We start from the raw sequence: 12448 nt of genomic DNA on the forward strand, positions 1-12448 counted from the left end.
GGTGGCCGTGGGGGGGGGCTGGGACCGGGTTTCTATCCGCTCCGTGACCCTGCCCGTCGCGGGGTGGGTGTTACGTGCTTGCTGACAATGAGAAGGCCCCCGGCTCGCGAGCCGGGGGCCTTCTCTTTGCTTCAAGAACCACAGGAACCGGCTAGCGGTTCGGCCACTCCCAGCGGATGCCGAACACACCCGGACCGAACCCGAGCGCCACGGCATGTACGCCGCCGCCCGTGTCCACGGTCAGGTTGCGTCGCCGCGACGGCGTCTCGTCGCCCGCCGGCACGCTGTACTGCTGCACGCGCGACGGCAGGTTCGTCTCGTCGAAACGGACCTCGATGACGTACTCGCGGACCGGGAGACGGAACTTGCGCGCGAACGTGTTGTTGCCCTTGGGAGCGTGGCCCTCCGGGAACACCAGCTGGTATTCCATGATGAGGGTCTCGCCGCGGGTCAGCGGACGTTCGAACATCATCTCGGCGACCATGATGTTGGCCTCGTGGTCGCGAGCGATCCGGCCCAGGTGGCAGTTGCGCACGTTCACGATCTCGGGGAGCACATCGGACTCCTCGGTCTCGAACACGAGCGCCCAGCGGTCCGGCCCGTCCTGCTCCGCACGCAGGATCTGGCGCACCCACACGGATTTCTGCCCGCCGTCGGCAGAGATCTCGATGCGGTCGTGCTGGCTGATCCGCCCGAGCTTCAAGTCGGAGGATGTGTCGACCTTCGAGAGCAGGTTCGCGACCCGCTCCCGACGCGCCCAGAGCGCGTCGATCGGCATCATCGTCGTCGGGCGGCAACGGCGACCTCGCGGACGAGGTGGGCCGAGCAGCGCCGACAGACCCGACTGAGGCACGCCCAAGACCGACTCGAGGTGCCTGAGTGCCTCCAGCGATTCAGGGCGTTCCGGCCTTCGGCGGCCGGACTGCCAGTAGCTGAGCGTCGCGACGCTGATGGTCACGCCGCGCAGTGCCAACCGGTGCTGGATGCGGTCGAGGCTGAGACGGCTCGCCTTGATGGCAGCCCTCAACGCTTCCGGGAACGGTCCCGTCGTCAAGAGCTGTGTAAGGCTGCCGTGGCCCGTTGAGTCTGTCTCTTCAACGGTCAGTGTTGGTCGACCGGCAGCAGTGGTCATGGTGACTCCCCGCTGTCATAAGATCACGCCCCAGTGACCCTACCCGTCCGTGAACGTCGCTGGTCGGAGCCGGATGGAGTCAATGGTTAATCCATACGGTTGATGAGTTCACGCTTTCGAGACTCATCTGTCAAGCATTCCGAACCGATCAGTAACATCCGTGTGCCGTTCACGCCTCGTGTTGAGATGGCTCTACTGTGTGCACGGTGACCGACCTCACCGCCCTGGCTTGGGCTCCTGACGGCCTGTCGCGCCGCCTGGGCGTCTTTTGCCCGCTCGGGAGTATCTCGGGGTGGGGACAGCCCGGAATCGTCCCCCAGCGCCACGCAGCGGCGGCAGGATGAGCAGGGTGCGGCCGGTTCCCGGTGGACGGGCCGTCGAGGTCGAACCGGAACGCGTGCAGGGGTGGATCGGCAGGTTCGCCGACCGGCACGGCGCCGTCGACGTCCGGATCCGGGAACACGAGCTCGTCATCACCGCCGCGGACGGCGCGACGGCCACGTTCGCGACCCGCGGCGGTACCTCTGTAGAAGAGGTAGTCGAAAACCTCGCCAGACCGCGCCGGATCGGCCTGGTGCTCGTGCGGCTCGGCGGCCACAGCGTCGGTGTGGCGTTCGGCGGCAAGGTCGAGGTGTCCGCGACCGACCGCAAACAGGTGCACGGCCGCAACAAGGCCGGCGGGTGGTCGCAGCAGCGGTTCGCCCGGCGCCGCGAGGGGCAGGCACGGGTCGCGCTCCAGGCGGCGGCGGACGACGTGTTCCGCGTGCTGGTCCCGCGGCTCGCCCAGCTGGACGGCGTCGTGCTCGGCGGTGACTGGCAGTCGCTGGACGTCCTGCGCAACGACCGGAGGCTCGCGGACGTCTTCTCCATCGCCGAGGAACGTGTCCTGGACGTGCCGGAACCCCGGCGCACGGTGCTGGACGAGGCGGCGGAACGGGCCCGATGCGTCGAGATCGTGATCCAGGACACACGGGCAACCGGACCGGCGGCCGACCGCATGGATACGGGTGAGGGTGCCTGAAGAGGGCGCCACCGACCCCGTTGGAGTTTCGTAGTGCGCAAGCGAATGATGATCGTGGCAGGAGCCGTCGTGCTCGGTGGCGTCGGCATCGCGGTACCCGCGCTGGCGCTGTCGGGCGGTGGCACGCCCGGGCAGGCTCCGACGATCTCCACGACCCCGCTGCCGACGACGCCGAGTTCCACGCAGTCGCCCGTGCCGTCGACCACGAAGCCGGAGTACCCGCCGACGTCGGTGTCGCCGACCCCCACGCTGCCGCCGACCTCCATGCCGTCGCCGACCTCGACGAAGCCGGCGCACCCGCCGACCACCATGCCGCCGAGCCCGACGCGGCCCACGTACCCGGAGACCACCCCGCCGCACCCGACGTCGTCGACGCCCCCGGAGACGACCCCGCTGCCGACCAGCTCGAAGCCTGGTCGCTAGGAGACATCCCCTGAACTGGGAAGCCGAGTTCACCCAACTCTTCGACCGGTGCGCCGACTCGATGCGCTTCACCGCGTTCCTGTTGTGCGGCAACTGGCACGAGGCCGAGGACGTGATGCAGTCGGCGTTCCTGAAGCTCTACCTGGCCGGACCGAAGCTGGCCGACCGGGAGGGGCTCGAACCGTACCTGCGGCAGATCGTCGTCCGGTCGTTCCTCGCCGAACGCCGGAAGGTCCGCTGGCGCAGGGAGAAGCTCACCGACACCCCTCCAGAGGGCCTGTCCTCCGTCGCGGCGACGGAGGACAGGCTCGTCGTGTGGCAGGCGCTGTCGGGGGTGCCCGCACGCCAGCGCGCGGTCCTCGTGCTGCGCTTCTGGCACGACCTGAGCGTGGAGGACACCGCGGCCGCGCTCGGCTGCTCGACCGGCACCGTGAAGTCCCAGAGCAGCAAGGGCCTGGAGACTCTGCGGCGCAAGCTCGGTCCGGAGTTCGATCATTTGAGGCTGGAGGTGTGATGGTTCGCGAAGACGACCTGAGGGCGACTTTCTCCGCATTGCACGCGGAAGGGACGCCGCCGCGTGCCGTCACGGCAGCCGATCTGATCTCTCGCGGACGGGCGGTGCGGTCACGGCGGCGGACCATCGCGGTGGTGGGGAGTGCGGCGGCGACCGTGGGCGTTGTGGCGGTGGCACTGGCCGTGTTGCCGGGTGCGCCCGCCGAACCCGTGCAACCCGCTTCGCCGGTGCCGACGTCCACGTCCACCGAGCCGTCGCCGTCATCGTCACCGCACTCGACGCCGCCGGAGAAGTCCCCGACGCAGACGACGCCGTCGTCGAGCCCGCACAACACACCGCCGTCGGCCACGAAGCCCGAGCACCCGCCGAACACCTCGAAATTCCAGGAGACGCCGCCGTCGATGCCGGACACCACGGCGCCGACGGCGACGTCGTCCTTTCTGCAGTCGACGCAGCCGTTGTTCCCGAGCACGACCCGCTGACCGGGCAGACTCCTGGGCATGACCGCTCAGATCCGCCTCGTCGAGGTCACCGACGCCAACCGTGCCGCCGTGATCGCCGTGCGCGTGCGTCCGGATCAGGAACAGTTCGTCGCGTCCGTCGAGAAGTCCTTCGAGCACGCCGCGCAGCACCCCAGCGCCAACCCGTGGTTCCGCGCGGTCTACGACGGTGAGGACGCGGTCGGCTTCGTGATGCTGAGCTGGAACGTGACCCCTCAGCCCGGCATCCGCGGGCCCTACTTCCTGTGGCGCCTGCTCGTGGGCGCGGACGTGCAGGGCCGCGGTTACGGCACCGCGATCCTGAACGAGGTCGTGGAGCTGGTGCGCGCGGCAGGGGCGGCCGAGCTGTTGACCAGCTGCGTGCCGGGGGAGGGCTCACCCGAGCCGTTCTACCGCGCGTTCGGGTTCGAGCCGACCGGGGAGATCGACGAGGACGGCGAGACCGTCCTGGCGCTGGATCTCAGTACCCGACCGTGAAGTGCCGGTCCGTGCCTGGGTTCGCGAGCTCGTCCAGCACCGCCACGGCCAGGTCCTCCGCCGAGATCCGGGACGCGCCGGACGGGTCGGTGAGCAGCACGCCCCCGCCGCGCCGGTAGCCGCCGGTGCGCTCGCCGGGTTCGAGCAGCGCGGGCGGACTGAGGTAGACCCAGTCCGCCGCATGCGCCCGGCATACCTCGAACTGGTGCACGCTCGCCGCCGCGATGGCGCGGATGTCCGTTGGCACGTAACGGTTGTTGTCGAACACGAGGCCCGACCCGCCCGGTGCTCGCAGCGGCGCGGCGCCGCCCACGACGAGGATCCTGGTGCGGGTGGCGAGCGCGGCGTCCAGCAACGTCCGGGTCGCCGGGCCGACGGCGGACTCCTCGCCGGGGCGCGGCCGGGTGGCGGCCACCACACCGTCCACTCCGGACAGAAGACCGTCCATCAGCTCACGGTCGGTCGCATCTCCGCGCACGCCACGCACTCCGGCCGGCACCGGGGGAACCGGGCCGCGGAACACCGCCGTCACGTCATGACCCCGGCGCACCGCCTCGGTCACCACCCGCGATCCGACCATGCCCGCGGCGCCGACGACTGCGATCTTCACTGGAGAACTCCTTTGGCGAGAACGGGTGCGGGACGCTGGCTGGCGACGATCGCCGCCAGCGCGAGCGCGAAACCGGTGAGCTGCACCGGGTTCAGCGTCTGACCGAGCACGACGACGCCGAGCAGCGCGGCGACCATCGGGGACAGCAGGCCGAGCATCGAGACCGACGTGACCGGCAGCGTGGTGATCGCGCGGAACCACAGGACGTACGCGAGCAGGCCGCCGATGCCGCCGAGCCACAGGTAACCGGCCGCGGCAGCCAGGCCGATCGCGGGCGGCGGGCCCTCGAACAGGAAAGTCACCGGCACCAGGAACAGCCCGCCCGCGGTCAGCTGCCAGCCCGCGAACGCCGTCGGGCCGACCTCGGTGGGCCTGCCCCACTTCTTCGTCAGCGTCACCCCGAGCGCCATGGTCGCGGCGCCGCCCAGTCCGGCCAGCACGCCGATCAAGTCGAATCCGGCGGCCGGGCCGAGCACCACCAGCCCGACGCCGACGACGCCGATCACGCCCCACGCGAACCGCCACGCCGACGGGCTCTCCTTCAGCAGGCCCACCGCCAGCAACGCCACCACCAGCGGTTGCGCGGCGCCCAGCGTGGCCGCGACGCCACCGGGCAGGCGTTCGGCGGCGATGAACAGGAACGGGAAGAACATGCCGATGTTGAGCACGCCCAGTGCGGCGGCTCGCCACCACCACGGACCGCGCGGCAGCGTCCTGGTGAGCGCCAGCGCGATCAGGCCGGCGGGCAGCGCGCGGAGCAGACCGGCGAACAGCGGATGCCCGGCCGGCAGCAACTCGGTGGTGACCACGTAGGTCGATCCCCAGACCACCGGCGCGAACGCGGCTGAGGCAATGCGGAGGTAGTTGCTCACGTCGTCCAGTGTTCGGCGGCGCGATCAATGAGTCCAACACATGCTTTTCATCCGATCCATCGTGATTCAAGATGGATCGGTGGAACTCCAGCAGATGCGGTACGTGGTGGCGGTCGCCGAGACCGGCGGCTTCACCAAGGCGGCCCAGCGCTGCCTCGTCGTGCAGTCCGCGCTCAGCCACCAGATCGCGCGCCTCGAACGCGAGCTCGGCGCCCGGCTGTTCGACCGCACCAGCCGCAGCGTCCGGCTGACCGCGGCGGGTGCGGCGTTCCTGCCGTCCGCCCGGCAGTGCCTCGACTTCGCCGAACGGGCGGCGGCCGAGGTCGCGGCGGCGGTGGGGGAGGTGCGCGGACGGGTCGTGGTCGGCGTGATCCCGACGGTCGCCGCCGTGGACCTGCCCGCCGCTTTGAAGGTGTTCCGGGACAGGTATCCGCAGGTGCGGGTCGCGTTGCGGATGGCGCCCAGTCACGAACTCGTCGAGCAGGTCCGCCACGGCGGGCTCGATCTGGCGTTCCTGGGGCTGGCGCCGAACACGCGACCTGAAGGCGTGCGCGGGCACGAACTCGCGCGTGACGAGCACGTCGCCGTGGTCGCGCCGTCGCATCCTCTTGCCCAGCGCGCCGAAACGACGCTGCAGGCGCTCGCGGAGGAGTTGTTCGTCGACTTCCCGGCGGGGTCGCCGGGGCGGGCGCAGGCCGATCAGGCGTTCGCCGCGGCGGGGTTGCAGCGCGAGGTGGCGTTCGAGGTGACGACCGCGGAGCTGATGGCGGGGTTGATCCGGGAGGGACTCGGGGTCGCCGTGCTGCCGTCGCGGTACACGCCGCGGCTCAGCGGGGTGGTCACGCTGCCGATCGTGGACGGGCCGTCGCGGGTGGAGCACCTGGTGTGGAACGCGGCCGGGCTGACACCGGCCGCGGCCGCGTTCCTCGACGTGCTGGGCGTGGCGGCGGACTGACCCGCTAACCCGCGGTGCCGGTGGCGAGCATGCCGCCGTCGACGCGCACGGTCTCGCCGGTGATCCACGAAGCGCCGTCCGAGCAGAGGAAGGCGACGAGCGAGGCGACGTCCTCCGGCGTGCCGAGGCGCTTCATCGGGTACTGCTGCGCGGCTTCCTCCTCGCGGCCGGTGTACAGCGCCTCGGCGAACTTCGTCTTCACCACGGCGGGCGCGACGGCGTTCACGCGCACCTTCGGCCCGAGCTGCCACGCCAGTTCCTCGGTGAGGCGGATCAGTGCGGCCTTGGACGCGCCGTACGCGCCGATCACGCCGGTGGACCGGATTCCGCCGATAGACGCGACGTTCACGACCGCGCCGCCGTGCTCGCCCATCCACGCCTTCCACGCGAGCTGCACGAAACCGAGTGCCGCCACGACGTTGACGTCGAAGATCTTCCGCACGGCGTTGAGATCGGCGTCCATCAGGAACCCGAACTGCGGGTTGATGCCGGTGTTGTTGATCAGCACGTCGAGGCTGCCGAACTCCTCGACCGTGCGGGCGACGGCCTCTTCGCGGGACGCGTCGTCACCCGCGTTGCCCGCGATCCCGAGCACCTTGCCGCCGGTGTCGGCCTCCAGCTGCTTGACCGCCTCGGCGAGCTGGTCGGCCTTGCGGCCGGTGATGGTGACGGCCGCCCCACGCGTGAGGAGCTCGCGTGCGATGCCGTAGCCGATGCCGCGTGACGCGCCCGTGACCAGCGCGGCCTTGCCGGAGAAGTCTTCGCTCATGGCGGCAATCTATGCGTCTGGCCACAGGTGGGAAATTCGATGGTCGAGATCCCGTAGAATGGTTCCCGTGATCCTCCTGGAGTAGGCCGACCCGGACGTGCCGCCCCTTGTCATGCCCGGAGTTCTTTTACTGCTCGGAGTTTCTCTTGATCACCGCAACCGACATGGAGTTGCGCGCGGGCTCACGCATTCTCGTGAGTGGCGCCAACCTTCGCGTTCAGCCCGGCGACCGGATCGGCCTCGTGGGCCGCAACGGTGCCGGCAAGACCACCTCGCTGCGCGTCCTCGCCGGTGAGGGCCAGCCCTACGCCGGCACCATCGCGCGCAAGGGCGAGCTCGGCTACCTGCCGCAGGACCCCCGCGAGGGCGACCTGTCCGTCATCGCCAAGGACCGCGTGCTGTCCGCGCGCGGCCTCGACCAGCTGCTCCGCGACATGGAGAAGGCCCAGTCGAAGATGGCGGAGCTGGTCGACCCCGACGAGCTCGACCAGGCCGTCACCAAGTACGGCAAGCTCGAAGAGCGCTTCTCCTCGCTCGGTGGCTATGCCGCCGAGTCCGAGGCCGCCCGCATCTGCTCGAACCTCGGCCTGCCGGACCGCGTGCTCGCGCAGCCGCTGAGCACGCTGTCGGGTGGTCAGCGCCGCCGCGTCGAGCTGGCCCGCATCCTGTTCGCCGCGTCCGAGGCGGGCATCGGCGCCAAGTCGAGCACGATCCTGCTGATCGACGAGCCGACCAACCACCTCGACGCCGACTCGATCACGTGGCTGCGCGGCTTCCTCAAGTCGCACGACGGCGGCCTCGTGGTGATCTCCCACGACGTGGAGCTGCTCGACGACGTCGTGAACAAGGTGTGGTTCCTCGACGCGATGCGCGGCGAGGTCGACATCTACAACCTCGGCTGGAAGAAGTACCTCGAAGCCCGTGCGACGGACGAGAAGCGCCGTCGCCGTGAGCGCGCCAACGCCGAGAAGAAGGCCGGCGCGCTGATGACGCAGGCCGCCAAGATGGGTGCGAAGGCCACGAAGGCCGTTGCGGCGCAGAACATGGCGAAGCGCGCCCAGAAGCTGCTCGACGGTCTCGACGACGTGCGCCAGAACGACAAGGTCGCGAAGATCAGCTTCCCGTCGCCGGCGCCGTGCGGCAAGACTCCTTTGATGGCAGAGGGTCTGAGCAAGTCCTACGGCTCGCTGGAGATCTTCACCGGCGTGGACCTGGCCATCGACAAGGGTTCCCGCGTCGTCGTGCTCGGCTTCAACGGCGCCGGCAAGACGACGCTGCTGCGGTTGCTGGGCGGCAGCGAGAAGGCGGACGCGGGTGGTGTCGTCCCCGGTCACGGCCTGAAGATCGGCTACTTCGCGCAGGAGCACGAGACGCTCGACCACGACGCCTCGGTGTGGGACAACATCCGGCACATGGCGCCGGACGAGCAGGAGCAGCGGCTGCGGTCGTTGCTCGGCACGTTCCTGTTCAGCGGCGAGCAGCTCGACCAGCTCGCCGGCACGTTGTCCGGTGGCGAGAAGACCCGGCTGGCGCTGGCCGGTCTGGTGTCGTCGGCGGCGAACGTGCTGCTGCTCGACGAGCCGACCAACAACCTCGACCCGGCCTCGCGTGAGCAGGTGCTCGACGCGCTGCGGCGGTACGAGGGCGCGGTCGTGCTGGTCACCCACGACCCCGGTGCGGTCGAGGCGCTGGAGCCCGAGCGAGTGATCCTATTGCCCGACGGCACCGAGGATCACTGGTCCGAGGACTACCTCGAGCTCGTGCAGCTGGCGTGATCTCCACCCCTCAAAGGATTACTGAACGCGTTCTGTGATCAACTGAGTGTGATCGATTCGACCGTTCGGCGATCTCTTTGCTTGATCACCTGGCGTTCTGCCGCATCCTGTTCGATCATTGCGACGACAGGGGCCGTAGAACGGCCCACCTGCTCGTACGGAAGGCGGGACAAGGTGGCTGACCTGAAGAAGGGTGCCCGGATCACCGGCGCCACGCGGGACAAGCTGGCCGCTGACCTGAAGAAGAAGTACGAAAAGGGCGCGAGCATCCGGGCTTTGGCTGAGAGCACCGGGCGTTCCTACGGCTTCGTGCACCGGGTTCTGTCGGAATCCGGCGTCACGCTGCGCGGTCGCGGTGGCGCCACCCGGACGAAGAAGAAGTAGCCAAAACCCAGACTGCTACTCTCCGGTAACTAGCTTCTAGTTCGCCGGAGGTAACGACATGCCAGTGCCCGCAATCGACGCTGGCTTGCTCGAGCGCGGTGGTGTTCGGCTCGCTATCTCGGGGCCGCGCGCGACCGTCACGCTCGATCGTCCCGACGTGCTCAACGCACAGACGCCTGCCACTTGGCATGCGCTGCGGCACATCGGCGAACAGCTGGACCCGGACGTCCGCGTCGTGGTCGTCCGGGGTTCCGGTCGCGCCTTCTCGGCAGGACTGGACCGGCGGATGTTCACCGGTGAGCCGGTCGACGGCGAGCCCGGTGGTCTCGGTGCGATGCTCTCGTTGCCCGCTGAAGAGGCGGACGCGAAGATCGCCTCGTACCAGGCCGGGTTCACGTGGTTGAGCGATCCGGCACGCGTGACGATCGCCGCGGTGCAGGGGCATGCCATCGGCGCGGGCTTCCAGTTGGCGCTGGCGTGCGACTTCCGCGTGCTCACCGAGGACGCGAAGTTCTGCATGGCCGAGACCGGGCTGGGTCTGGTGCCCGATCTCGGTGGGACGCTGCCCTTGGTGCGCCTCGTGGGTTACTCGCGCGCGGCCGAGATGTGCGTGACCTCCCGTCGTGTTCCGGCGGACGAGGCGCTGCGGATCGGCCTCGCGAACTCCGTCGTGCCCGCTTCAGAACTGGACGCGGCGGTCGACGCACTCGTGGCCGGTGTTCTGAAGCCGCTGCCGGGTGCTGTTTCGGAGACGCTGGCGCTGATCGCGTCCGCGGCTTCCGGCGTGCCTTTCGCCGACCAGCTCGCCCTGGAGCGCGCCGCCCAGCTGCGCCGCCTGCAGTCCTTCGCGGCCATGTCCGCTCAAAGCTGAACCTTTCCGCTGCTGTAGCCGCATGCGAAGGAATTGTCAGACCGCTGTGCTGTTCTAGTCAGCGTGGACGGTTACAGCTCATGGCGATTCATGATGGGGGCGACCGCGGACGCGCCGTCCAAGGTGCGCCGCGGGACCTTCCGGCGCGTGGTGGCGTTCGCCCGGCCGCATCGGGCGAAGCTGCTCGTGTTCTTGTTGCTGACGGTGGTCTCGTCGGTCCTCGCGGTCTCGACGCCGCTGCTGGCCGGCCGCGTGGTCGACGCGATCGTCGGCGGGTCGGCGCCGTCCGTCGTGGTGTGGCTCGCCGTGGCCATCGCGCTGATCGCCGTGGTCGACGCCGGGTTGGGTGTGGTCGAGCGGTGGCAGTCGACGCGGATCGGTGAGGGACTGATCTACGACCTGCGTCGTGCCGTCTTCGGGCATGTGCAGAAGATGCCTGTCGCGTTCTTCACCCGTACTCGTACCGGTGCGTTGGTGTCGCGGCTGAACAACGACGTGATCGGGGCTCAGCGGGCGTTCACCTCGACGCTGTCCGGGTTCGTCACGAACATCATCCAGCTGGCGTTGTCGCTGGGTGTCATGTTCACGTTGTCCTGGCAGGTCACCGCTTTGGCGCTGGTGCTGCTGCCGGTGTTCGTGTTGCCCGCCAAGCGGATGGGGCGGCGGATGGCGGACATGCAGCGCGAGGCTTCCTCGTTGAACGCTTCCATGGTCACTCAGTCGACCGAGCGGTTTTCGGCGCCTGGGGCGACGTTGGTGAAGTTGTTCGGGCGGCCTGATCGGGAGGAGCTCGAGTTCTCGGAGAAGGCTGCTCAGGTTCGGGACATCGGGATTCGGACTGCCATGGCCACTCGGTGGTTCATGACCGGGTTGACGTTGGTGTCCGCTCTTGCTCAGGCGTTGGTGTACGGGCTGGGTGGGTATCTGGCGTTGACCGGGCACCTGGCTGCGGGTGCTGTTGTTTCGTTGGCGTTGTTGCTTACTCGGTTGTATGCGCCGTTGACTGCTCTGGCGAATGCTCGGGTCGATTTGATGACCGCGATGGTGTCGTTCGAGCGGGTGTTCGAGGTTCTGGATCTTGATCCGATGATCAAGGAACGGGCGGACGCGCGGGCGGTGCCCGAGGGTGCTGTGTCGGTTGAGTTCGAGGACGTCCGGTTCGCGTATCCGTCCGCGGAGAAGGTTTCACTCGCCTCGTTGGAGTCGGTGGCCACTTTGGACACTCGAGGTGGGGAAGAGGTGTTGCACGGCATCAGTTTCCGGGCTGAGGCTGGGCAGTTGGTGGCTGTGGTCGGATCGTCTGGGGCTGGGAAGTCGACGTTGGCGTCGTTGGTGCCTCGGTTGTACGACGTCGACTCTGGGGCTGTTCGGTTGTCCGGGGTGGATGTTCGGGATCTGTCGTTCGATGCGTTGAGGTCTGCTGTTGGGGTGGTCACGCAGGACGGGCATTTGTTCCACGACACGATTCGGGCGAACCTCGAGTACGCGGCGCCTGGGGCTTCCGATGAGGAGATCTGGGATTCGTTGCGGCGGGCTCGGTTGCTGGAGTTGGTTGCTTCGTTGCCGGATCAGTTGGACACCGTGGTGGGGGAGCGCGGGTATCGGCTGTCTGGTGGGGAGAGGCAGCGGTTGACGATCGCCCGGTTGTTGCTGGCTCGGCCTCGGGTGGTGATTTTGGACGAGGCTACGGCGCATTTGGATTCTGAGTCTGAGGCTGCGGTTCAGGAGGCGCTGACTGAGGCGTTGGAGGGGCGGACGTCGTTGGTCATTGCTCACCGGTTGTCGACTATTCGGAATGCTGATCAGATTCTTGTGGTGGAGCATGGGGAGATTGTTGAGCGGGGGACGCATGTGGAGTTGATGGAGGCTGGGGGGCGGTATGCGGATTTGTACAACACGCAGTTTGCTGAGCCTCCGGTGGTTGGGGTTTTGCCTACGCCGAAGTTCAGTGAGAGGGCTGAGGTTGGGCAGAGGTATTGAGGATGGGTTGACCTTTGAGGGTGGTCACCTTTGCGGGGCGCGAGTTTTGAGGGTGGTCACCTTGCGGGCGGCGAGTCCTGTTGCGTGCGTTTCCTGGGGGCGCTGCCCCCAGACCCCCGCCAATCTGATCTGGGGGTCCGCGCCACTCGCGGGTTGATGGCACGC

14 protein-coding genes are annotated in these 12448 nt (G+C 68.6%); 10 read left to right on the plus strand and 4 right to left on the minus strand.

Annotated elements, in window-relative coordinates:
• Positions 1–151 precede the first annotated feature (151 nt).
• Positions 152–1054, minus strand: a complete 903-nt coding sequence (locus ACWGE0_RS45100) for a helix-turn-helix transcriptional regulator (protein WP_319971448.1) — start codon at positions 1052–1054, stop codon at positions 152–154.
• A 418-nt stretch (positions 1055–1472) separates the two neighbouring features.
• Here ACWGE0_RS45100 and ACWGE0_RS45105 point away from each other — a divergent pair, with 418 nt between their 5' ends.
• From ACWGE0_RS45105 to ACWGE0_RS45125, 5 genes are read left to right on the plus strand one after another with little or no spacing between them, the layout of a single operon-like run.
• Positions 1473–2153, plus strand: a complete 681-nt coding sequence (locus ACWGE0_RS45105) for an acVLRF1 family peptidyl-tRNA hydrolase (RefSeq protein WP_452267001.1) — start codon at positions 1473–1475, stop codon at positions 2151–2153.
• Between the two features lie 33 nt (positions 2154–2186).
• Positions 2187–2576: a hypothetical protein gene (locus ACWGE0_RS45110; protein ID WP_452267012.1), complete on the plus strand. Its 390-nt coding sequence runs from the start codon at positions 2187–2189 to the stop codon at positions 2574–2576.
• Between the two features lie 10 nt (positions 2577–2586).
• Positions 2587–3090 carry a SigE family RNA polymerase sigma factor gene (locus ACWGE0_RS45115; RefSeq protein ID WP_452267010.1) on the plus strand — a complete coding sequence of 168 codons (504 nt, stop codon included), beginning with the start codon at positions 2587–2589 and terminating at the stop codon, positions 3088–3090.
• Positions 3090–3572, plus strand: a complete 483-nt coding sequence (locus ACWGE0_RS45120; RefSeq protein ID WP_452267002.1) for a hypothetical protein — start codon at positions 3090–3092, stop codon at positions 3570–3572. The genes ACWGE0_RS45115 and ACWGE0_RS45120 overlap by 1 nt, the downstream gene beginning before the upstream one ends.
• 18 nt (positions 3573–3590) lie before the next feature.
• Positions 3591–4067, plus strand: a complete 477-nt coding sequence (locus ACWGE0_RS45125; protein ID WP_452267003.1) for a GNAT family N-acetyltransferase — start codon at positions 3591–3593, stop codon at positions 4065–4067.
• Here ACWGE0_RS45125 and ACWGE0_RS45130 read toward each other — a convergent pair.
• Together ACWGE0_RS45130 and ACWGE0_RS45135 are read right to left on the minus strand one after the other, a co-directional pair.
• Positions 4051–4677, minus strand: a complete 627-nt coding sequence (locus ACWGE0_RS45130) for an NAD(P)-dependent oxidoreductase (protein ID WP_452267004.1) — start codon at positions 4675–4677, stop codon at positions 4051–4053. The two genes, ACWGE0_RS45125 and ACWGE0_RS45130, sit on opposite strands and share 17 nt — an antisense overlap.
• Positions 4674–5549, minus strand: coding sequence for an EamA family transporter (locus tag ACWGE0_RS45135; RefSeq protein WP_452267005.1), 876 nt, complete (start codon positions 5547–5549; stop codon positions 4674–4676). The genes ACWGE0_RS45130 and ACWGE0_RS45135 overlap by 4 nt, the downstream gene beginning before the upstream one ends.
• A gap of 79 nt (positions 5550–5628) precedes the next feature.
• On the opposite strand from ACWGE0_RS45135, the gene ACWGE0_RS45140 reads away from it, so the two are divergent.
• Positions 5629–6504, plus strand: coding sequence for a LysR family transcriptional regulator (locus tag ACWGE0_RS45140; RefSeq protein ID WP_452267006.1), 876 nt, complete (start codon positions 5629–5631; stop codon positions 6502–6504).
• Positions 6505–6508: 4 nt separating this feature from the next.
• Here ACWGE0_RS45140 and ACWGE0_RS45145 read toward each other — a convergent pair whose 3' ends face one another.
• A complete protein-coding gene (locus ACWGE0_RS45145; RefSeq protein WP_452267007.1) occupies positions 6509–7273 on the minus strand; it encodes an SDR family oxidoreductase in 765 nt (254 codons plus the stop codon).
• 146 nt (positions 7274–7419) lie between these two features.
• On the opposite strand from ACWGE0_RS45145, the gene ACWGE0_RS45150 reads away from it, so the two are divergent.
• From ACWGE0_RS45150 to ACWGE0_RS45165, 4 genes are all read left to right on the plus strand, one after another.
• Positions 7420–9048 carry an ABC-F family ATP-binding cassette domain-containing protein gene (locus tag ACWGE0_RS45150; protein ID WP_452267008.1) on the plus strand — a complete coding sequence of 543 codons (1629 nt, stop codon included), beginning with the start codon at positions 7420–7422 and terminating at the stop codon, positions 9046–9048.
• A 174-nt stretch (positions 9049–9222) separates the two neighbouring features.
• Positions 9223–9432, plus strand: coding sequence for a helix-turn-helix domain-containing protein (locus tag ACWGE0_RS45155; RefSeq protein WP_030473247.1), 210 nt, complete (start codon positions 9223–9225; stop codon positions 9430–9432).
• Between the two features lie 58 nt (positions 9433–9490).
• Positions 9491–10303 (plus strand): enoyl-CoA hydratase/isomerase family protein, encoded by an 813-nt coding sequence (locus ACWGE0_RS45160; protein WP_452267009.1) that lies wholly within the window; start codon positions 9491–9493, stop codon positions 10301–10303.
• Between the two features lie 90 nt (positions 10304–10393).
• Positions 10394–12283, plus strand: coding sequence for an ABC transporter ATP-binding protein (locus ACWGE0_RS45165; RefSeq protein ID WP_452267011.1), 1890 nt, complete (start codon positions 10394–10396; stop codon positions 12281–12283).
• Positions 12284–12448 lie beyond the last annotated feature (165 nt).

The organism is Lentzea sp. NPDC054927 (assembly GCF_053610285.1).